This window comes from Pseudonocardia xinjiangensis (assembly GCF_050948425.1).
Taxonomy (GTDB): Bacteria; Actinomycetota; Actinomycetes; order Mycobacteriales; family Pseudonocardiaceae; genus Pseudonocardia; species Pseudonocardia xinjiangensis.
Genome location: NZ_CP192009.1, coordinates 5,817,825 through 5,838,754 on the forward strand (window position 1 = coordinate 5,817,825; position 20,930 = coordinate 5,838,754).

The window sequence follows — 20,930 nt, forward strand, 5'->3', positions numbered from 1 at the left end:
GCCGTGCGTGGGGAAAGAGTCATTCGACCTATGTCCTGCAGGTGGCTTCCGTTCGCCCGCGCGGTGCTCAGTCCGCGGCATCCTCGTACGCGTGGGGGTCAACGTCGGGCGGGCTCGAGGCGGCCTTGATCGCCGTCCTGTTGCCGGCTCCCCCTACCTCCAAACAGCGAGAGCCGGCACCACCGATGTGCGTAGCGGTGCCGGGTCTCCAGGACGCTTGATCGCCGCACGGCAACGTCGGGCGCGACGATGACTGAGTGTGAGCGCGCAAACCACGCCGATCAGCGCGAGCGTGTTCCCCGGCTTCCGGCAGCGGCCGTCAGACGATCTCGGTGACCTGCTCCTCGATGCCCAGGAGAGCCCGCCCGTAGATCTCCCTGCTCAGCGATGTCGACACCGTCGCGGTCCGGGAGCCGGTGGCCAGGTCGCGCCAGAATCGCTGGAGAGGGTTGCTACGGCGGAAGCCCGCCGTTCCACTGATGTCGAGGATCCGTTCCATCGCCTCCCGGCACCGCTGCATGACCACCCCGTTGTCCATCCTGATGCGGGCCCGGGCCGCGACGTCCAACCGGCGGCCCTCGATCGAGGCGGCCTCGATGTCAGCGGCCGCGCGGTAGGCGTGCAGCCGGGCGGTGTCGATGAGCGACGCGGCGTCGGCGACCCCCAGCTGGACACTCGGCGAGCGAACCGCGTCGGTGTAGGTCGAGCCGGTGATCGGCTTCCCGGCCAGCGTCCCGAGTACATGGTCCAACGCGCCCTGGGCCATCCCGATGATCGGGCCCGCGAGCGACACCCCAAGCCACGAGGAAACGGACGCGTTATAGACCCGCTCGCCCTCCTGCCATCGCTGCTCCGAACCGCCTAACCTCCACCCCGCAAGAGTGCGGTACTCCGGCACGAAGGCATCACGCACGACGACGCTGTCGCTGCCGGTGCCCTCCATGCCGGCCACGTCCCAGGTGTTCGTGATGACCATGTCCCTGGCGGGCAACAGGGCGAGCCGGATATCGGGCTCCGCCGTCGTGCCGGCATCGACGACGACCCGCAACAGCACCCACTGCGCCTGATGGATCCCCGAGACGTAGCGCCATTCCCCGCTGACCTTGATCCCGCCCGGCGCCGATCGCACCGAGTTCGACGCGGCGCCGTTCGTGGCCGCGCTCACGGCCGCGTGGCTGTCCTTGCCCCAGATGTCCTCCCGGGCCTGATCGTCGAACAGTGAGGCCATGAAGGCCGCGCCGCAATGGATCTTCCCCACCCAGGAGCTCGACCCACAGCCAAGAGCCAGCTCCGCGAACACGTCGATCACCGTGCGCACCCCGGCCTCCCGACCTCCGAACATGCGCGGTGCCGTCAACGTGTAGAAACCCCCCGCTCGCAGCGCGGCATCCACTTCCGGCGCCAGGTTTCCCCGCCCCTCGGTCTCCGCCGCGTGAGCCCTGAGCAAAGGCACCAGCTCCCGAGCAGCAGCAATCAACGCCGCCCGTTCGGCTGGGTCGTTGAGAAGAGTGGGCGCACATGCCGACGCACTCATGACGGTCCTCCTCGATGTTGTCGAGCATTCGGTCCCGGCACACGGACGAACTACCGGCGCCGAGTGATGATCAGCGCGTACCGCGTGGTGCTGGTTTGGGGTCAGGGGCCGCGACGTCACGGTGGATGCGCAGCAGCGCCGGAATGTCCCCGGGGGGCCTGCGGCCGAATCCGCACTCGGTCGCTACCCCGAATGCAACCCGGTAACGGCTTGCAGCGCGGATACGCTTGCGAGTCCCCGCCACGCCGTCGGTGAGGTGGACGAGCCCGAGATACAGCTCGGTCTCCGGATGCAGCCGCAGTTCGGTTAGCGGCGCGAAGTACGCATCGTCGGTGCGGTCGCGCGGCACCGGCAGATGCAGCCAGTCGATCGGTCGGACCACCGCCTCGGAGATCGCATTGGCGAGGGCCACGGCGATGCCGGAGTCCTTCGGCTGCATGAAGTGGCGGTGCTGCGCGTCGCCGTAGCACAGGTGAAAGCCGAGCTCCACCTTGTCCGGAACGGCGGCCGCCAGCCGGGCGAGCCTCGCGACCGTCTCCTTCCGGGGATCCCCCTTGAAGAACGGTGGGAGATGGTCCTCCCAGATCCCGATCTCGTGGGGGGCGTCCCACTGGATCGCCAGTTCGCCGTGCGGAACGCCTGCAGTGATCGTCGCAAGCTCAGCCAACATCGCCACCTCGTACGCCGGCTCCACCGCGGCTCGGTGGTCGGCCTCGATGAACCGGATGACTGGCGCCAACGGCGTCGGCAGCGCCACCATGAAGCGCCAATGGTCAGGGACGGCACCCGCCTCCCGGGCGGCCCGAAACTCCGCGTACGAGCACAGCGCGTGCTCCGCGTAGCCCAGCTCGCCGAACCGCAGCGTTGCCGGGTCAATGCCGGGCCGTGGGGAGAAGCGGGAGCGCACCCACGACTCGTACTGCCCGTCGACACGGGCAGCGTCCGTCTCCGCCAGGTCGGGGTGGCCCCGGAAGATCGCCTCCTGCCATGCGATCCAGTTACTGCGCACCCCGGTCTCCCCATCGGAGATGCGCCGTAGATGCTCGGGCAGGGCCTCACCGACGACACGGAACACCGCATTGGCGCTCGCCAGCGGAACGCTGCCGACCAGGTGAGCTCCGCGGGCCTGGAATCCGCGCGGTGAAGGCTCTGGCATCGGTAATAGCTGAGACATTGGAGGGCTCCTCGTTTGAGGCTCGTTACGCTTCTCAGGGTCGGCTCGCGGATTGCGATGGTTCTGCTGCTGCTTGGACCGGCGCTCGCGATGGCGTTTCGGTCGACGAGTTCACCGGCAACCTCCGGCGCTTCTCATACAGGCCTTGTTGCCGAAGTTCAGGTCGCCGAGCGCTGCGTCTCGGCGATTACGCGGACTGGCTCACCGTCGCCGATCATGCCGGTGGTGATGGTGTGAACGTGCCGCCTTCGGCGATAAGGGCCGCGGTCCTGGCCGGGGGTTCCGGTCGTCGGCAGCCAATGTGCCGTGGCGGTAGGCCGAGTTCGAGGGCCCGCTCGCGGCCGACCGGCTGCCAAACGGTGCTGAAGGAGCGGCGTCCCTCCAGGTCGAGACGATGGGAGATCATCGAGGCCTCCTTGAAGATCGTGGAGTCGGACATTCATCGGGCTCGCGAGCGCGTGTAGGCATCAACGCGCCAGGTGAATGGCGCCGCGGATGTTTGACACCTCCGTCATACTTGACAAGCTTGCATACTTTGTCGGCAGTGTCAAACACAAGCAGGGTCGTGGCATGGTCGAACACGACAATTCGATGAAAGTTCACACTGCGCTGCGCCCGAGAGGTCCTCTGACTCATGGGTGGGCATGACAGGACATTGCTACGGCTTCGGGGTCCTTTTTGCGATCGTTGTACAACGACTACCCGGACAAGAAACCCTTTCCTGCGCGTTCTCAAGGACTATGCGAGTCGGTTCCTCACCGAAACGGCCCAAGTACTCGCCCATCCGAACATCGACCACGCAGTTCGCGGGTTCCTCGTCCACGCCCCCAGCCCACGCGACTCGACGATCGGCCAGACACACCCAGGTGAGCACGTGGCGCACCGTTCGGTCCCCAGCGCGGTGGTGACGACGTGATCGCCCTGCCGGCGGAGACGTGGCGAGCGGTCCGCGACCGCCGGCTCACCTTCGATCAGCCATTGGCCAGAACGAACGGGACGAACAGGTCGTCGGCGCCCGACCAGATGAACGTGGTCGTGGCGACGTCCTGCGGTCGGACGCCCTACGGCCTGACGAATGTCAGGAAGTCATCCTCCGACCGTTCGCCCCGGTGCTCAAACCTTCGGCGATGTTCTCTGCGACGTCCATCCGATCTCGTTGGTCATCGCTTCCTTGTTGGTTGACTGGCGACAACATCCCCAACGCCTTTGCCCAGCTCAGCCGGGTTTTGCTGCCCCACTGGGGAGCGTTGCCTCAAGCAACGGGCGCACCGCAGCCCCGCCCTACAGGGCGAGCTGGCACTGCGTGGTGCCATGACCAGGAGCTCATTCGAATCAGGGCCACTCCCGCCACGACCACCGCCGGATAGCGCGGATGCCGGAAGCTCGACTCCTCGTACGCGGCGCGGCGGCGTCCTTGCGGATCACAACACCGGAGCGTGCGCCGGGGCGAGGTAGTCGTCGGACGCGGGCCGAAACGCGATGGGGGTAGTCCCAGATCGCGTCGTAGCCGGCAGGAACCACCGCCCGCGACATGGAACCACTCGGCGGTGCACGAAGGTGCGCAGCCGATCGGGCGTCTCGTCGGAGATCCCCACCTGGTGAAGTAGGACGACTTGGCCGCCTCGTGGACGTACTCCCCGGTCAGTCGCTCCTATGTCATCCACGGTCAGTCCTCCGATGCTGCTCCTCGGCCCACGTACGGTGCGTTGATGGCGACGATGTCCAGGACGAAATCCGGACGTTTGGCGGCCATCGACAACACGATCGCCCCACTGAGCGAGTGGTCGTTCGACCAGGGCGGGCTCGCCCGCGACCCGCTGGATCCATCGGGATCGAGAAGCGAGCACTTCATCGGCCCCTATGGGCGCGCTGGCCTTGCCCGCAACGCGCAGGCGAGTTGGCGTCACAGAGCACGCTTGACGTCCCGGTCACGGCTGACATGCCCCGGCGCAGCCGACCCGGACCGCTACCTCGGCACTGACCCCGAGTCGCGCCGTCGATGCAGCAGGTCAGCGAGTCTTCGTTCAAGACCAACGACGACCGCGCAGGAGCGGAACATCCCCAGCACGACGATGGCCCCGGCCAGTCCCCGGCCTTCCTCGCTAGCCGAGTGGGCGAGCTGAGCCAGTCATAGTCCCGGACCGTCGAGGGTCCGTGCGCTGGTCAGTCCTGCACCGTGGTCGCAAGCGCCGGACGCACCGCCGGGCGATCAAGGTGCTGTTCCTTCCGCGGCCGCGGCTGCTCCGGGCGAGCCCTCGGCTCGCCCGGATGATCAGCAGGTTGGCGGCCGCAACAGCACGAACACCGCCGAGGCACGGTCCGAGTGCAAAGTTGCGTTCTTTGGCGGCAGTGTCAAACAGGGAGTAGGCTCATGGCATGGTCGGAAGGCGACAGTTTGATGAGAACCGGACGCTGGAGTGCGCTCGAGAGGTCTTCTGGCTGAAGGGCTACGGGGCGACCTCTATGCAGGACATCGCGACGGCCACGGGGGTCCTGCGTGGATCGCTGTACAACGCCTACCGCGACAAAGAAACCCTCTTCCTGCGCGTCTTCGAGGACTTCGCGGATCAGTCCCTCGCCGATACGGCCCAGGCGCTCGCCCATCCGATCATCGACCACGCACTTCATGATTTCTTTGACCGTGCCATCACGTCGATGACGACGGGATCTCCGACGCGTGGATGCCTGCCGACCAAGACTGCGATCGATTCCAAAGCCGATGGGGAACGCATTAACGCCGCCCTTCGTGACCACCTCGACAACACCGAACGGCTTTTACGAGAGCGGCTTTCCACCGACGAGGCTCGACCCCGACTCGCCATCCCTCCAGCCGAGACAGCGCGGGTACTGATCACGATGACCCGGGGAATCGTCGTCATGGAGCGCGTCTATCAGGATCCCGAACGCCTCAGGGCCACAGCTGCCTCGCTGATCGACGCGTTGCTCTCACCCGAGCCCGGAGCAGGCGATCCGCGGGGACGCCGACCAGCGCGATGACAATGACGGCAACTCGAAGGGATTTCCTGGCTCGTTACGGCGGATCCGGCTGGGACGTGTTTAAGAAGTCCTGGTGGCGAGGGCGCGTAGCCAGATGTTGATGGTGGCGATGTGGAGGGTGGCCTAGTAGCGCAGGGCCAGCTTGTCGTAGCGGGTGGCGAGGGCGCGGTGCTGTTTGAGCAGGTTGATGCCGCATTCGACGGCGTGACGCTGCCGGTAGATGTGTTCGTCGAACATCGGCGGGCGGCCACCGGCGGAGCCTCGGGCCTGTCGGTGGGCTTGCTGGTCGGTCTTGATCGGGATCGTCGCGGCGATCTTGCGGCTGCGCAGGTAGTCGCGGTTCGCCTTCGACGAGTACGCCTTGTCGGCCAGGACCCGGTCCGGGCGCGTCCGCGGGCGTCCTGGCCCGATCCGGGGCACCGGCAGCGCGTGCAGGACCGGGATGAACTGAGGTGAGTCGCCGCGCTGACCTGCGGTGATCAGGGCGGCCACTGGGCGGCGGCCCTGTTCGCAGGCTAGGTGGATCTTCGTGGACAGGCCGCCCCGGGATCGGCCCAACCCGTGATCGACAGGTTCGCCACCGGGTGGTTCGACCTGGTCGGCGGGTGCGCGGCGGGCCCCGGCGGCGTGCTGGTGGGCGCGGTTGATCGTGGAGTCGACCGAGACGTCCCAGCGGATCAACCCGCCCGCGTCGGCCCAGGCCAGCAGCGTGGACCAGACCAGCGCCCACACCTTCTCGCGCTGCCAGCGGCGGAACAGACCGTAGATCGACTGCCAGGGGCCATAGCGCTCGGGCACGTCCCGCCACGGCGCCCCGACCCGCGTCCGCCACCGGATCCCGTCGATCAGTTGTCGCCGGCTCCACTTACGAGGCCGTCCCCGGCCCGACGCCGTGGGTAGCAGCGGTTCCACCACCCGCCACTGCTTACCGGTCAGATCCTTACGCGCACCGCTCGATACCCTGGTCAACGAGGTCTCCGGACAGATGATCTTCTTGGTCGTTGATCACCTACCGGAGACCTCACCCATCTCCACGGACCGACACGCCGACGCGCAGGCCGCTCCGACTTTCTTAAACAGCTCCTAGATCGCCGACTCCCAGGCGCTTGCATTGCTGACGACTCTGAACGCAGGGTGCGACGAACAGCTCAGTCGAACCTTGATGAAGCGACGACCACGCCCATCTCACCAACGCACGCGGCGTCGAGGCCTACGCCGGGTCCGCTCTCGTCACTTGCGCCTCCGGTCGCAACATCGCGATCATGAGCGCCAGGTCAAGAAGGGGCACGTTGCGGCTGGGCCGCGCCACGATGGCCAGAACCGGCCCCTGTCCGCACGACAAGTTGCTCCAGGCACTCGTCGCAGGGGTCGCGCCGACACCTACCAACTCATCCAACTCATCGACTGATCATCGCGACCGCTCAGGAGCGAAGGTGTGCAGGCAGTTGGGCGGCGTCCCTTGCCGCGCCCAGCTCTCCCGACGATGGAGATGAACACGCTCTCTCGGCGGCGGCGACCCGCGACGCACTCAAACAGCGCCTCGGGGAGAGTCTCCGCCGGAGAACCCAGGCCACCGGCCACGTTAGGCACCAGTCGCGGTCATTACCTGTACTCCCACTGGCGACGCGGACTGCGTGCTTCCCCACGCTAGTTTCCCGCCTAGGGCCCTGCCCGACTCCGTTGCCGATGATGGACACTTCTGGACGCGATAGCTGCTCGCACTTGCTGCTGGCCCGGGCAGATCGGCCCATGTTCTGCTCATCCGAAGGCATGCTCGGCGGGTGCGAAGCTGTCGCGAGCCGCTGTGTGGCCGGCCACCGGATCACGCCCGGTGCAGGTGGTCCCGCACCGTCACGATTACAGACGATCCCTGCGAGAGCGCAACAGTGAGGCTCAGGCACGCGGCTGCAGGACGAAGTCGTACTCGACGGTGAAGAACGGCTCCGCGGATTCGCGGCCGTTCGGCGGCGGGCCGGGCTCGTTCTCGACGAAGCTCACCACGAGCTGTTCCTTCACGCCGTACACGACGTCGTCGTCCAGGTGCGGCGTTCCCTCCCGGAACAGATGGGTGATCAGCCGTTCGTAGCCCGGCACGTCGATGAGGAAATGGACGTGTGCAGGCCGGAAGGTGCTCATGGCGGTAAGGTTGACCAGCTCCCGTACGGGGCCGTCGTTCGGAATCCCGTACCCGAACGGGACGATGGTCTGCACGCAGTAGCTGCCGTCCTCGCGGCTGGTGTACTTCGCCCGCAACCGCGCCTCGTCGACACCCTTCAGCTGCGACTCGTAGAGGCCCTCGGAGTCGGACTGCCAGACGTCAAGCACGGCCCCACCGACCGGCTTTCCGTCGATGTCACGCACAACACCGTGAATATACAGCGGAGCACCCGGGATGCCATCGGACATGTCGGCGCCGTACTCCACGTGCGGTGAGTCCTTCAGATGAAACGGGCCCAGCACGGTGGCGGGCGTCGCGGCCGAGTCGAACTTGTTGTTCATCTGCACGATGAGCATCGACAGGCCCAGCACGTCGGAGGCGAGGACGAACTCCTCACGCTTCTCGTCACTGATCTTTCCAGTCCGGACCAGCCACCGGATGGCGGTCGCCCACTCCTCCTCGGTGAGTCGGACCTCACGCGCGAACGCGTGCAGGTGGCCTACCAGCGCGGTCAGCAGCTCAGCGGTACGCGGATCGTGTCCGGTACCCCAGCGGGACAGCGCGATCTCGGTGATGTTCTCCTCGGTGATGTACTGCATCCGCAGCCCCCTCAATTCTCGGCGCGCAGAATTACTTCTGCATTCGACATCGCGCACATCATTCCTGCCGCGGCTTCTCGCAGGAGGTATTAACTCCTCGGTCCGGAGCGATCACAAGCTGCTCCGGCGGGACGTAGCGGAGGCCCGCCCTCGAGTGACGCCGCACTGTGCTGAGCCATCTCGACCTCCCCGCGTGCGTGCCCGGCAAGCCCTCGATCGACCTGTCGGGGGTCACAGCGCCATGCTTGACATCGCTGTCAGGCTTACAAGCTCGCATACTTTGACAGCATCGTCAAACAAAGCTGGCTCTCGACGGTGGTCGAAGACGACAATCCGCCAAATCAGGGACGCCGACGGAATCCCGCACCAAACGGCCACAGCGCTTGCCCATCCGATCATCGACCGCCGCCAGCCGCTCGGTGATCGGCACCCTCGTCAACCGGGCAAGCCCGCTACCTGCTGTTGGTGCACCTGCCGATCAACCGCAGCGCCGAAGATGTCGCGGATCACCGACACCGCGCTGGCGGGCTACATCGCCAAGTACGGCACCAAGGGCCGGTGGTCGTCGCGGACGTCCGGTCCTTCCGAAGTGCGGCGGTTCCGGAGCAGCAGTAGAAGCTCGCCGCAGAGCGTACGAACCTCGGTGTCCGCGACGGCGGAAGCCGGCCCACGACCGAACGCCGGCGCGTCCGGCCCAAGTCGATCACCGGCGGTAGCCGGTCTCGGTTCCCGCGGCGCGGGCAACGGGTTCGCGCCGGAGTGATGTGGTCAAGCTTGCTTCACCGAAGGGAGGGCCTGTGTTTCCCGATTCGGACGGCGGTTGGCGTGATCCGTCGAACACGTCCAGAGACCTTCGCGAAGCCCGTGGGAGCGGGGAGTTCTCCTGGGTCACGAGCCACGTCTTCCGTAAGACGTGCGCAACCATCCTGGATGAGAGCGAGCTCTCAGCCCGAGAGATCGCCGACCAGCTGGGGCACGCGAAGGTCTCGATGACTCAGGACAACTACCTCGTCCGGCGGCTGACGAGCCTCCGTACGGCTGAGGCTCTCCAGGTTGCAGTCGGCAGGACCTTCACCGATAGGTGATGGATAAGTCATGTGTCGATCTTGACTGCCGCAGCCCTGCAGGGGCCTGACCTGGGGAGCAGCTCCTCCGACTGGACTCGAACCAGTAACCCTGCGATTAACAGTCGCATGCTCTGCCAATTGAGCTACGGAGGACCGTTCGGCGCGGGGGCGACCCCCGCTGGCAGGAGAACTTTAGCGCACCGCTCCCACCCACCGTCACAGGGCCCCCGTCGCCGAGGGGGGCTGGTCAGAGCGGCCGGCCGGTGGTGACGGGGGTGTCGGTGGTGTGCTTGCCGCCGTTCACCGTCTCCTCGACGCGGGCGCGGACGACGCCGGCTGCTCCCTGGACGGCGGGGTGGTCGGCCACCCGCTGGTAGGTGCGGCGCAGCTGCTCGTAGCGCTCGTGGCCCGCCTTGGCACCGAGCACATAGCCGATGGCTGCACCCAGCAGAAACTTCAGCATGACGCCTCCCGGCTCGTGGATCTCCGTGTGGCGGCCATCCTGCACCAGCGGGTGACGCAGTGCGGGACGAGCGTCGCGGAAGGGTGCGTTCGGTGCAGCGCGTTGGCGCAGATGGCGGGTACGCGGCCGATGTGCGGAGTTGTGCGGTCTCCTGGTCGTTCCGCGCAGAAGCGACCGTTTCGAGACCTTCAGAACCTTGACTTGTGCGGGTGGTCACACCATTCTCCGTTCCGGTTCTGTTCGAACTTGTTGTGTTGTGTTCGGGCGGCTCCTCACTGTGCCCTTCGTCAAAGGAGACGACATGCCACGTCCGCAGACCCAGGCCGAGTACCTCGCACGGCTCGTCCCGCCGTCGGTCGCGGCGCGGGGAATCGGTCGGCGGGCCCTCCTGCGGGGAGCGCTCGGGGTGGGGGCCGGGGTCGGTCTCACCGGCCTGCTGGCGGCCTGCGGCGGAGGGGGCGACCAGGGCGGGGCTGCGGCGGGGCCGGGCACCGTCTCGCTCGGCTCCAACGAGAGCGGCACGACGTTCGCCAAGCAGCGCGAGGCCCAGGCGGCCGACTACCTGAAGGCCACGGGGACGACCATCGCGATCAACGCGGTCGACCACAACACGTTCCAGGAGAACATCAACACCTACCTGCAGGGCAACCCGGACGACGTGTTCTCCTGGTTCGCTGGCTACCGCATGCGGTTCTTCGCCGAGCAGGGCCTCATCGGCGACGTCAGCTCGGCCTGGCCGCTGCCAGGCGTGGCCGACAAGTTCAAGGCGCAGTCCACCGCCGACGACGGCAAGCAGTACTTCGTCCCGCAGTCCTACTACCCGTGGGCCGTCTTCTACCGGAAGTCGATGTTCCAGGCGGCCGGGTACCAGGTGCCTACGACGCTGGACGAGTTCCGGGCGCTGTGTCAGCGGATGCAGGCCGACGGGCTCGTGCCGATCGCGTTCGGCGACAAGGACGGCTGGCCCGCGATGGGCACGTTCGACATGCTCAACATGCGGATCAACGGCTACCAGTACCACGTCGACCTGATGGCGGGTCAGGGCTCGTGGGACTCCCCGCAGGTCAGGACGGTCTTCGATACCTGGCGCGGGCTGCTCCCCTACCACCAGCCCGACGCGCTGGGCCGCACCTGGCAGGAGGCCGCGCAGACCCTGCAGAAGAAGCAGGCCGGGATGTACGTGCTCGGGACGTTCCTCAACGAGCAGTTCCCCGACGACGAGGACGACCTCGACTTCTTCACGTTCCCCGAGATCGACTCCCGCATCGGCGCCACTGCCATCGACGCGCCGATCGACGGCTTCTGCATGTCCGCGAGCCCCGAGAACGAGGAGGGCGCGATCGCGTTCCTCAAGTACATGGCCTCGCCCCAGGCCGCGGCCGCCGCGGCCACCACCGGCCTGCCGATCATCTCGGTCAACTCCGATGCCGACACGAAGCCCTACTCCCAGCTCCAGCTGAAGTCGGCCGAGCTGGTGGGCCAGGCCACGGAGATCGCGCAGTTCCTCGACCGCGACACCCGCCCCGACTTCGCCTCCACCGTGGTGATCCCCGCGTTCCAGCAGTTCATCAGCAACCCGAACGACGTCGACGGCCTCGTGAAGAGCATCGAGGCCCAGAAGCAGTCGATCTTCTCGAGCTGACGGGAGCTGCGAGATGACGTCGGACACGCGCGCCGCGCGCCGGGCCCTGCCGCGCACGCGGCGGCAGCGCAAGCTGGCACCGCGCGACCGGGTGGTGGTCACGCTGATGGTCGTGGTCCCCGCGCTGCTGGTGATCGGCCTGGTCTGGCTGCCCGCGATCGGCTCGGTGCTGCTGTCGTTCACGTCGTGGAACGGGATCGGGAGTCTCGACCGGATCAAGGTCGTGGGGATCGACAACTACGTCGACATCGCGACGATCTACCCGCCCTTCTGGCCCGCGGTGCAGCACAACGTCCTGTGGCTGGCGTTCCTGATCGTCGGCCCCACGCTGCTCGGGGTCCTGTTCGCCGTGCTGCTGGACAAGGAGCTGAAGGGCAGCCGCATCTACCAGACCGCGCTGTACATGCCGGTGGTGCTGTCGCTGGCGCTCGTCGGCTTCATCTGGCAGCTGCTCTACAGCCGGGACCAGGGCCTGCTCAACGCGGTGCTCGGCACGCAGATCGACTGGTACGGCGACCCGGACGTCAACCTGTGGGCGGTGCTGTTCGCCACCGGCTGGCGCCACACCGGCTACATCATGCTGCTGTACCTGGCCGGGCTGAAGGGCGTGGACCCGTCGCTGCGGGAGGCGGCGGCGATCGACGGCTCCGGGGAGGTGTCGACGTTCTTCCGGATCATCCTGCCGGTGATGCGGCCGATCAACCTGATCGTCATCGTCGTCGTGGTGATCGAGTCGCTGCGCGCGTTCGACCTGGTGTGGATCGTGAACCAGGGCCGCAACGGCCTGGAGATCATCGCCGCGCTGGTCACCGCGAACGTCGTCGGTGAGGCGAGCCGCATCGGGTTCGGCTCGGCGATGGCGACGATCATGCTGCTGATCTCGTCGGTGTTCATCACGATCTACCTGCGCGTCGTCATGAGGGAGGACCGCACATGAGCATGACGACGGTCGCGCCGCCTGCTCGGCAGGCCACCCCGGGCAACGCCGCGGGGCCGCCACGGCGACGCGGCCCGCGGGCGCTGCTGCACGCGTTCCTCATCGTCGTGTCGCTGTCGTGGGTGTTCCCGCTCGCCTGGGCGGTGATCAACTCCTTCCGCGACTACGCCTACACCACGGAGCACGGCTACGCCTCGTTCGGCGGGTTCACGTTCGCCAACTACGCCGAGGCGTGGGAGCGCGGGAACTTCGCGCAGGGCTTCCTCAACTCCCTGATCATCACCGTGCCGGCCGTCGTGCTGGTGCTGCTCCTGTCGTCGTGCACCGCGTTCGTCCTCGCGCGGTTCAACTACGCGTTCAACCTGACGTTGCTCGGCGTGTTCCTGGCCGCGAACCTGCTGCCCCCGCAGGCGCTGCTGATCCCGATCTTCCGGCTGTACCGGCAGATCCCGCTGCCGGAGTGGATGAGCGACAGCGGCTCGCTGCTCGGCAGCTACTGGGGACTCATCCTGATCAACGTCGCGTTCCAGATGGGCTTCTGCACGTTCGTGCTGAGCAACTACATGAAGACGGTGCCCAGGGAGATCTACGAGTCGGCCGAGATCGACGGGGCGAGCGTCTGGCGCCAGTACTGGCAGCTCACCCTGCCGCTGTGCCGGCCCGCTCTCGCCGCCCTCGCCGTGCTGCAGACCACGTGGGTCTACAACGAGTTCTTCTGGGCCACGGTCCTCATCCAGGACTTCCAGAAGCTCCCGATCACCAGCTCGCTCAACAACCTGCGGGGGCAGTTCTTCGTCGACTACAACCTGCTCTCGGCCGGGTCGGTGCTGGTCGCCCTGCCGGTGCTCGTCGTGTTCTTCGCCCTCCAGAAGCAGTTCGTCTCCGGGCTCACGCTCGGCTCCACGAAGGGTTGATGTGGCGCTACTCCCGTTCGACGGCATCTCGCTGGGCTGTGACTACAACCCCGAGCAGTGGCCGCCCTCCGTATGGCGTGAGGACGTGGAACTCATGCGGGAGGCCGGCGTCGGGTTCGTGACGCTCGGGGTGTTCTCCTGGGCGCTGCTGCAACCCGGGCCCGACCGGTACGACTTCGGCTGGTTCGACGAGGTGCTCGGACTGCTGCACGACGGCGGGATCGCGGTGGACATGGCCACGGCCACCGCAGCCCCGCCGCCCTGGCTCACCCATGCCCACCCGGAGATGCTGCCCGTCGACGCCGAGGGCAGGACGCTGTGGCCGGGCAGCAGGCAGTCCTGGTGTCCCAGCTCGCCGGTCTTCCGGGAGCACGCGTTGCGGCTGGTCGAGGAGCTGGCGAACCGCTACGGCAGCCATCCCGCCGTCCGGCTCTGGCACGTCAGCAACGAGCTGGGCTGCCACATCGGCAAGTGCTGGTGCGACGTCAGCGCCGCGGCGTTCCGGCGCTGGCTCGTCGACCGGTACTGCTCGATCGACGCGCTGAACGACGCCTGGGGCACCGCGTTCTGGTCGCAGCACTACACGAGCTTCGACGAGGTGCTGCCGCCGCGGATCACCCCTGCCGTGCCCAACCCCACCCACGAGCTGGACTTCGCGCGCTTCTCCTCCGACGAGCTGCTCGACTACTACCGGGCCGAGCGGGACCTGCTGCGGCGGCTGTCGCCGGACGTGCCGGTGACGACGAACCTGATGGTCAGCTCGCATCAGTCCGAGCAGGACTACTTCCGCTGGGCGCCGGAGCTGGACCTGATCGCGCAGGACCACTACCTCGACGCCCGGCTGGCGCACCCGCGCGCCGAGCAGGCCTTCACCGACGACCTGACCCGCGGGGTCGCGGGCGGCGCGCCGTGGCTGCTGATGGAGTCGGCCACCTCGGCGGTGAACTGGCAGCCGGTCAACGTGGCGAAACGGCCCGGTGAGCTGCTGGTCGACTCGCTGCGCCACGTCGCCCGCGGGGCCGACGGCGTCGCCTTCTTCCAGTGGCGGGCCTCGCGGGCGGGCGGGGAGAAGTTCCACTCCGCGCTCGTCCCCCACGCCGGCCGCGACTCGCAGCGGTTCCGGGAGGTGGTCGGGCTGGGTGACGCGCTGCGGCGCATCGGTGAGGTCGCCGGGAGCCGGGTCGAGGCCGACGTCGCGCTGCTGTTCGACTGGAACTCCTGGTGGGCGTGTGACCTCGGCTCCCACCCCACGGGCGAGCTGCGGTACGTCGACGCCGTGCACCGCTGGCACCGCGCTGTGACGGAGCTGGGCGCGACCGCCGACGTGGTGCACCCGGAGTCGGACCTCGCGGGCTACCGGCTCGTGATCGTCCCCACGCTGTACCTGGCCTCCGACGCCACGGCCGCCGCCCTGGACGCGTACGTCCGCACCGGCGGGCAGGTGCTCGTCACGTACTTCTCCGGGATCGTCGACGAGCGCGACCACATCCGGCTGGGCGGCTATCCGGGGGCGTTCCGCGAGCTGCTGGGCGTGCGGGCCGAGGAGTTCGCACCGCTGCTGCCCGGACAGACGGTCACGCTCGACGACGGCAGCACGGCCGACCTGTGGACCGAGGTCCTCACCGCGCCCGGCGCCGAGGTCGTCGCCAGCTACACCGACGGGCCGCTGCCCGGCACACCCGCGCTCACCCGCCGCGCCGTCGGCGAGGGCGTCGCCTGGTACCTCGCCACCCGGCTGGACGACGCGGCCACCGCGGCGCTGGCCGACCGCCTCACCCGCGACGCCGGAGTGACCCGCCTCGCCGGAGCGCAACCGGGCGTGGAGCTGGTGCGACGCGGTCGCCACCTCTTCGTGCTCAACCGCAGCCACGATCCCGTGAAGGTCCCCGCACGGGGCCTCGACCTGCTCACCGGGGAACGTGTGGGCGGTACCGTCGACGTGCCGGCGGGAGGCGCCGCCGTCGTCCGGGAGGAGGGGACCTGATGCTGGCTCGCCAGCGCCAGGAGCTGATCCTGGACGCCGTGCGCACCACCGGTGGCGCCCGCGTCTCCGAGCTCGTGGAACGGCTCGGGGTCTCCGACATGACCGTGCGCCGCGACATCGAGGTGCTCGCCACCCGCGGGCTGGTCACGCGCGTGCACGGCGGCGCCACCGCGGCGGGCAGCAGCGTCGAGGAGCCGGGTTTCGCGGCGAAGGCGGGCCTGCACACCGCGGCGAAGCAGGCCATCGCGACCGCGGCGGCGGCGCTCATCGAGCCGGGCGCGTCGGTGGCACTCTCGGCCGGCACCACCACGCACGCCGTGGCGTCGGTGCTGCTCGACATCCCGCGCCTCACCGTCGTCACCAACTCGCTGCGGGTGGCGGAGGTGCTGCACGAGTCGCCCCGGTCCGACCTGACGGTGGTGCTGACCGGTGGCGAGCGCACCCCGTCGGACGCGCTGGTCGGGCCGGTCGCGGTGGCAGCCCTTCGGCGGCTGCACGTCGACTGGCTGCTCATGGGCGTGCACGGGATGGACGCGGAGGCCGGGTTCACCACACCGAACCTGGTGGAGGCGGAGACGAACCGGGCGCTGGTCGCGAGCGCCCGGCAGGTGGCGGTGGTCGCCGACAGTTCGAAATGGGGAGTAGTGGGACTCAGCACGATCGCGACTCTGGACGAGGTGGACGTCGTCATCTGCGACGACGGCCTCGACTCCGACGCGCGCAAGATCCTGGACAACAGCTGCGGACGGTTGGTGCTGGCCGCGTGAACGTCCAGGTCCGCCGTACCCCGACCGTGATGGCCGACGGGCGGGAGCTCATCTACTTCGACGACACCGAGCCCTACGTCAGCGGCGGCGCGAGCCGGGTGGTGCCCGACACGCGCGACCTCCCGTCGGTGACGCACGGCTCGATCATGCGGTTCGACGTGCTCACCGGGGAGTGGGTGACGATCGCGGCGCACCGCATGGACCGCACGTTCCTGCCGCCCGCCGAGCACTGCCCGCTCGACCCCTCGCGCCCGGGCAAGGAGCCGACGGAGGTGCCGGCGTCGGACTACGACGTGGTCGTGTTCGAGAACCGGTTCCCCTCCTTCGCCCAGGAGATCGACGGCGAGATCGCTCCCGAGGTGGACGGCAACCCGCTGTGGCCGCAGCGCCCGGCCGTGGGGCGCTGCGAGGTCGTCCTGTTCACCAGCGACCACAACTCGTCCTTCGCGGCGCTGCCCGTGGAGCGGGTGCGCACGGTGATCGAGGCGTGGGCCGACCGCACCGCCGCGCTCTCCGCGATCCCGGGGGTCGACGAGGTCTTCCCCTTCGAGAACCGGGGCAAGGAGATCGGGGTCACCCTCGAGCATCCGCACGGGCAGATCTACGCCTACCCGTTCGTCACCCCGCGCACCGCGCAGTTGCTCGCGCGCTCGGCCGAGCACCGCCAGCGCACCGGCCGCGACCTCATGGGCGACGTGCTCGACAGCGAGCGCAAGGCCGGCACCCGGATCGTCCTGGAGGGCGAGCACTTCACGGCGTTCGTGCCAGCGGCGGCGCGCTGGCCCGTGGAGGCGCATCTCGTCCCGCACCGCGCCGTGCCCGACTTCGCCGCCCTCGACGGCGCGGAGCGCGACGAGCTCGCCGTGATGTACCGCGACCTGCTGCAGCGGTTCAGCCGCTACTTCGGCGAGCTGCCGCCCTACATCGCCGGCTGGCACCAGGCGCCCGTGCACACCGGGCGGGACCTCACCCGGCTGCACCTGCGGCTGTTCTCGCTGCGGCGCGCGCCGGGCAAGCTCAAGTACCTGGCCGGGTCGGAGTCGGGCGCAGGCGCCTGGATCAACGACGCCGCCCCGGAACGGATCGCGGAGCGGCTGCGGGACGTGGGCACGCCGTGACGGGGTTCCGGGAGCTCTTCGAGCGCGCACCGGACGGCCGGTGGGCCGCCCCGGGCCGGGTCAACCTGATCGGCGAACACGTCGACTACGCCCAAGGCCTGTGCCTGCCGTTCGCGATCGCCGAGCGCACCGTGGTCGAGGTGGCCGCCCGCGACGACGGCCGCGTCCGGCTGCGCAGCCTCGCCGAGGACGACGACTGGAGCGGCACGCTCGACGACATCGGCCCCGCCTCCCCCGCGGGCTGGGCCGGCTACGCCGCCGGCGTGCTGTGGGCGCTGCGGCGGGCCGGGCACGAGGTCGGCGGGATCGACCTGCTGGTCACCGACACCGTGCCGCTCGGGGCGGGGCTGTCGTCGTCCGCGGCGCTGGAGTGCTCCACCGCACTGGCCGTCGATGACCTGTTCGGCCTCGGGCTCGGCGGCACGCCCTCCGGCAGGCGACAGCTGGCGGCGGCGTGCATCAGCGCGGAGAACGATGTGGTCGGCGCGGCCACCGGCGGGATGGACCAGGCCACGTCGATGCTGGCGGTGGCGGGCAACGCGCTGCTGCTCGACATGCGCGACGGCACCGACCGCGCGGTCCCGTTCGCACCGGCCGACGCCGGACTCGCGGTGCTCGTGATCGACACGCGCGTCCGGCACCGGCTCGCCGACGGCCAGTACGGGAAGCGCCGCGCGGCCGTGGAGAAGGCGGCCGCCGCGCTGGGGAGGCCCAGCCTCCGCGACGTCACGCTCGCCGAGGTCACCACGCTCGACCCGGAGCTCCTCCCCCGCGCCCGCCACATCGTCACCGAGATCGCCCGGGTGCGGGATGCGGTGGCGCTGCTGGACGCGGGACGCCTGGCCGAGATCGGCCCGCTGCTGGACGCCTCGCACGCCTCGCTCGCCCACGACTACGAGGTGTCGTCCGACGAGCTCGACCTGGCCTGCTGGGCGGCCCGGCGCGCCGGCGCGCTCGGAGCCAGGATGACCGGGGGCGGGTTCGGCGGCTCGGCCATCGCGCTGGTGCCACTGGAACAGACCGGCACGGTCGCGTCGGAGGTGCGGGCCGCGTTCTCGGAGGCGGGGTACCGGGAGCCGGAGATCCGCGCCGCGGAGCCGTCGGCCGGGGCGCAGCGGGTGAGCTGACGGTCGCCATGACCGCGCACACGTGGTGGCCGGCCGCGCGCTGAGCTCCTAGTCGCGGAAGGTCGAGCGCGGGAGCAGGTCGCCCAGGGGGCCGAGGTCGATGTTGAGGTCCTCGGCCCGCAGGCCGAAGTGCTCCCGGAGTTCGGTCATCGCCTCCTCGAGGCGCATCAGCCCGAGCCCGAGCCGCTCCACCGTCTCGTCCGGGAGATCGCCCGACTCGACCCGGCGGATCGCCTGGCGCTCCATCAGCTGGCGGACCAGCTCCACGATGGTGAGCACGAGCCTGCCGAGATCGCGGCCGATCGCCTCCGGGTCGAGCTGAATCTTCGAGGGAAGATCGGTCATGAGTCCACCAAGGTCTGCACGGAGCTGATCAGAGCGCGCAGCGAGATGTGCACCAGCTCGACGTCGGCCAGCGAGATGGTGATGTCGCCGGTGATCACGACGCCGCCTGCGAGCAGCCGGTCCAGCAGGTCGACCAGCGCCACGTCACGGTCGGGCACGGCGGCGGTCACTGCTCCTCCAGCGTGGCGAACGAGTACGGCGCCCACGGGCCGGTGAGCTCGAGCCGCAGGGTGGGCTCGTCCCGGTCCTCGATCAGCCGGTGCAGTGCGGCCGCCCCGGCCTCGTCCACGAGGTAGGCGGCGTTGAGCACCATCTCCTCACGGTGGCCGCTGAGCCGTGGGTCCTGCGGTGCGTACCGGCGGCTCGCCACCGCGACGGCCGCGAGGTCGCCGTGCACCGCCTCCGCCGCGGCGACCGCATCCTGCAGACCGCGGGCGGCGCGGTCGCGCTCGGCGCGCCGGCGCAACAGGTAGGACGTGCCGGGCCGGGTGTCGACGGCCGGTGACTCGGCCCCGCCCGGCGCGGGCGCGGCGAAAATCTTCACGCCCCACTCGGTGCGTCCCCTGATCCGGTCGAGGGCGGCGGCGAACGCCGGGCCGTTGTCGTCCAGGAGGGCCCGGACGTTGTCGTCATCCAGGTACACGGTGGCCAGCCGCACCGGCGCCACCGGCCCCGACTGCGCCACGGCCGCGACCACGCCGTGGTGGGCGCGTGCGGTGCTCTCCAGCCACTGCAGATCCTCCAAGCTGCGCCGCAGCGCCTCCTCGCTGAACCGCGTGGGGTCGACGGAGCTGACCACCGCCGCGAGCCCGCCCGAGACGACCTGCCGCACGGAGGTGTCGTCGACACCGGTGACCGCCGGGAGCTCCTGCGTGGCGGCGTCGGTGACGGCGTAGACGTACACGAGGGAGTCAGCCATCGTCGCGCCTCCGCCGCTCGACCGGACGCCGTGCTCGCCGCTGGGGCCTCCTCGACGGGGCCGGCTCGACCGCCTCCTCCGGCTCCGGCTCCGGGTCAGCCGGCTCCTCGCCGTCGTCGACCAGCTCCTCGTCCTCGGCGTCGACCAGCTCCTCGTCGTCCTCGGTGTCCGCCGGCTCCTCGTCCTCCTCGGCGTCGACCAGCTCCTCCGGGGCCGGCTCGACCACCTCCGGGGCCGGCTCCACCACGTCCCTCGGTGCCACGACCGACCGCCCGGCGGGGGCCGCGCCGCCGTCGAGCTCCGGCGCGCTCCCCGCTTCGAGCGCGGCGATGCGTTCCTTCAGCAGCCGGTTCTCCTCGACGAGACCACCACTGCTCTTGCCGGAACTCAGCGTCGGGTCGTGCTCCCACCAGTCGATGCCCATCTCCTTGGCCTTGTCGACCGAGGCCACCAGCAACCTGATCTTGATCGTCAGGAGCTCGATGTCGAGCAGGTTGACCCGGATGTCCCCGGCGATCACGATGCCCTTGTCCAGGACCCGCTCGAGGATGTCGGCCAGGTTGGTCGACGTCTCCTGCCTGCGCTCGGGGGGACGAGCACGGCTGGACATGGGTAGGCCGCCGGAAGTCATCGGCTCTCCTTGTCGAATTGGCCACGTGCGTACCGCCGGGTCCGGCGGTACGAGAGCAGATCACCATCGGGGTCGAGCCGCACCTCGTAGATCGCGAGGACGTCGGTGGTGTCCGGGATCCGATGGCTCTCCACGACCTCGACGTCGACATGCCAGTCGCCGTCACGGCGGTCGATCGCGACCACGTTCTCCGGCTCGAGCCCGGTGAACTCTGCAACGTTCTCCATGGCCAGGCGCGCGGCCGCGGCCGCCCGGATGGCGGGCGCCGGCCGTTCGCGCGGACCGGGCCCGTCGTCCCGGTCGGTTGCCGGAGCAGGCCTGCGGCGGGCTCCCGACCCGGCGGGCGGTCCGCCGGCCGGTCGCCGCCGGGGCCTGTCCTGCTCGTCGTGCTCCTCGTCCCGCTCGGCAGCGGGCGGTGTGTGCTTCGCCTCCCGCCCGCTGCCGTTGCCCACTTCTCGCAAGCGACGGGGTGCCACCTGCTCCTCGTCAGCCACCTCGGCTCCATCCCTCGCCCGTCGGATGCCAGGCGTCGGTCGGACATCATCGGACATCCA

20 protein-coding genes and 1 tRNA gene are annotated in these 20,930 nt (G+C 69.2%); 10 read left to right on the top strand and 11 right to left on the bottom strand.

Going from position 1 to position 20,930, the window contains the following annotated elements; all coding sequences use genetic code 11:
• Positions 1 to 319 precede the first annotated feature (319 nt).
• Positions 320 to 1,654, bottom strand: coding sequence for an acyl-CoA dehydrogenase family protein (locus ACQPZA_RS27315; RefSeq protein ID WP_433275046.1), 1,335 nt, complete (start codon positions 1,652 to 1,654; stop codon positions 320 to 322).
• Complete coding sequence (locus tag ACQPZA_RS27320; RefSeq protein ID WP_433275047.1) at positions 1,605 to 2,690, bottom strand: hypothetical protein; 1,086 nt, start codon at positions 2,688 to 2,690, stop codon at positions 1,605 to 1,607. Before ACQPZA_RS27320 ends, ACQPZA_RS27315 begins: the two co-directional genes overlap by 50 nt.
• 75 nt (positions 2,691 to 2,765) lie before the next feature.
• Between ACQPZA_RS27320 and ACQPZA_RS27325 the strand changes: the two genes are divergently transcribed.
• Complete coding sequence (locus ACQPZA_RS27325; protein WP_433275048.1) at positions 2,766 to 2,945, top strand: hypothetical protein; 180 nt, start codon at positions 2,766 to 2,768, stop codon at positions 2,943 to 2,945.
• A gap of 2,139 nt (positions 2,946 to 5,084) precedes the next feature.
• Positions 5,085 to 5,705, top strand: a complete 621-nt coding sequence (locus tag ACQPZA_RS27330) for a TetR/AcrR family transcriptional regulator (RefSeq protein WP_433275049.1) — start codon at positions 5,085 to 5,087, stop codon at positions 5,703 to 5,705.
• 123 nt (positions 5,706 to 5,828) lie between these two features.
• On the opposite strand, the gene ACQPZA_RS27335 is transcribed toward ACQPZA_RS27330, so the two are convergent.
• Positions 5,829 to 6,674, bottom strand: coding sequence for an IS5 family transposase (locus tag ACQPZA_RS27335; RefSeq protein ID WP_433275050.1), 846 nt, complete (start codon positions 6,672 to 6,674; stop codon positions 5,829 to 5,831).
• A 924-nt stretch (positions 6,675 to 7,598) separates the two neighbouring features.
• Positions 7,599 to 8,462 carry a dioxygenase gene (locus ACQPZA_RS27340; RefSeq protein WP_433275051.1) on the bottom strand — a complete coding sequence of 288 codons (864 nt, stop codon included), beginning with the start codon at positions 8,460 to 8,462 and terminating at the stop codon, positions 7,599 to 7,601.
• 797 nt (positions 8,463 to 9,259) lie between these two features.
• Between ACQPZA_RS27340 and ACQPZA_RS27345 the strand changes: the two genes are divergently transcribed.
• Complete coding sequence (locus ACQPZA_RS27345) at positions 9,260 to 9,547, top strand: tyrosine-type recombinase/integrase (protein WP_433283011.1); 288 nt, start codon at positions 9,260 to 9,262, stop codon at positions 9,545 to 9,547.
• Between the two features lie 62 nt (positions 9,548 to 9,609).
• Here ACQPZA_RS27345 and ACQPZA_RS27350 read toward each other — a convergent pair.
• Both ACQPZA_RS27350 and ACQPZA_RS27355 read right to left on the bottom strand, forming a co-directional pair.
• Positions 9,610 to 9,682, bottom strand: a tRNA-Asn gene (locus ACQPZA_RS27350).
• Between the two features lie 94 nt (positions 9,683 to 9,776).
• On the bottom strand, positions 9,777 to 9,992 hold the full coding sequence (locus ACQPZA_RS27355; RefSeq protein WP_433275052.1) for a hypothetical protein: 216 nt from the start codon (positions 9,990 to 9,992) through the stop codon (positions 9,777 to 9,779).
• Between the two features lie 301 nt (positions 9,993 to 10,293).
• Between ACQPZA_RS27355 and ACQPZA_RS27360 the strand changes: the two genes are divergently transcribed.
• The 7 genes from ACQPZA_RS27360 to galK are packed head-to-tail and all read left to right on the top strand — an operon-like array spanning position 10,294 to position 18,481.
• On the top strand, positions 10,294 to 11,634 hold the full coding sequence (locus tag ACQPZA_RS27360; protein WP_433275053.1) for an ABC transporter substrate-binding protein: 1,341 nt from the start codon (positions 10,294 to 10,296) through the stop codon (positions 11,632 to 11,634).
• Between the two features lie 13 nt (positions 11,635 to 11,647).
• Positions 11,648 to 12,571 (top strand): carbohydrate ABC transporter permease, encoded by a 924-nt coding sequence (locus ACQPZA_RS27365; protein WP_433275054.1) that lies wholly within the window; start codon positions 11,648 to 11,650, stop codon positions 12,569 to 12,571.
• Positions 12,568 to 13,485 (top strand): carbohydrate ABC transporter permease, encoded by a 918-nt coding sequence (locus tag ACQPZA_RS27370; protein ID WP_169399626.1) that lies wholly within the window; start codon positions 12,568 to 12,570, stop codon positions 13,483 to 13,485. Before ACQPZA_RS27365 ends, ACQPZA_RS27370 begins: the two co-directional genes overlap by 4 nt.
• Before the next feature lies 1 nt (position 13,486).
• Positions 13,487 to 15,469, top strand: a complete 1,983-nt coding sequence (locus ACQPZA_RS27375; protein ID WP_433275055.1) for a beta-galactosidase — start codon at positions 13,487 to 13,489, stop codon at positions 15,467 to 15,469.
• A complete protein-coding gene (locus tag ACQPZA_RS27380; protein WP_433275056.1) occupies positions 15,469 to 16,236 on the top strand; it encodes a DeoR/GlpR family DNA-binding transcription regulator in 768 nt (255 codons plus the stop codon). The genes ACQPZA_RS27375 and ACQPZA_RS27380 overlap by 1 nt, the downstream gene beginning before the upstream one ends.
• Before the next feature lie 29 nt (positions 16,237 to 16,265).
• Positions 16,266 to 17,354 carry a galactose-1-phosphate uridylyltransferase gene (gene galT, locus ACQPZA_RS27385; RefSeq protein ID WP_433283013.1) on the top strand — a complete coding sequence of 363 codons (1,089 nt, stop codon included), beginning with the start codon at positions 16,266 to 16,268 and terminating at the stop codon, positions 17,352 to 17,354.
• Positions 17,351 to 18,481 (top strand): galactokinase, encoded by a 1,131-nt coding sequence (gene galK / locus ACQPZA_RS27390; RefSeq protein WP_433275057.1) that lies wholly within the window; start codon positions 17,351 to 17,353, stop codon positions 18,479 to 18,481. The genes galT and galK overlap by 4 nt, the downstream gene beginning before the upstream one ends.
• Before the next feature lie 48 nt (positions 18,482 to 18,529).
• Here the strand turns inward: galK and ACQPZA_RS27395 are convergent, their stop codons facing one another.
• Genes ACQPZA_RS27395 through ACQPZA_RS27415 form a run of 5 tightly spaced genes read right to left on the bottom strand, consistent with a single transcriptional unit; the run spans position 18,530 to position 20,870 of the window.
• Positions 18,530 to 18,826, bottom strand: coding sequence for a gas vesicle protein K (locus tag ACQPZA_RS27395; protein WP_169399623.1), 297 nt, complete (start codon positions 18,824 to 18,826; stop codon positions 18,530 to 18,532).
• Positions 18,823 to 18,996, bottom strand: coding sequence for a gas vesicle protein (locus ACQPZA_RS27400; protein ID WP_312859506.1), 174 nt, complete (start codon positions 18,994 to 18,996; stop codon positions 18,823 to 18,825). Before ACQPZA_RS27400 ends, ACQPZA_RS27395 begins: the two co-directional genes overlap by 4 nt.
• Positions 18,993 to 19,745 (bottom strand): GvpL/GvpF family gas vesicle protein, encoded by a 753-nt coding sequence (locus ACQPZA_RS27405; protein WP_433275058.1) that lies wholly within the window; start codon positions 19,743 to 19,745, stop codon positions 18,993 to 18,995. Before ACQPZA_RS27405 ends, ACQPZA_RS27400 begins: the two co-directional genes overlap by 4 nt.
• Entirely contained in the window at positions 19,738 to 20,376 is a 639-nt protein-coding gene (gvpJ, locus tag ACQPZA_RS27410; RefSeq protein ID WP_433275059.1) for a gas vesicle protein GvpJ, read from the bottom strand. Before gvpJ ends, ACQPZA_RS27405 begins: the two co-directional genes overlap by 8 nt.
• On the bottom strand, positions 20,373 to 20,870 hold the full coding sequence (locus ACQPZA_RS27415) for a gas vesicle protein (protein WP_433275060.1): 498 nt from the start codon (positions 20,868 to 20,870) through the stop codon (positions 20,373 to 20,375). The genes gvpJ and ACQPZA_RS27415 overlap by 4 nt, the downstream gene beginning before the upstream one ends.
• Positions 20,871 to 20,930: the final 60 nt, after the last annotated feature.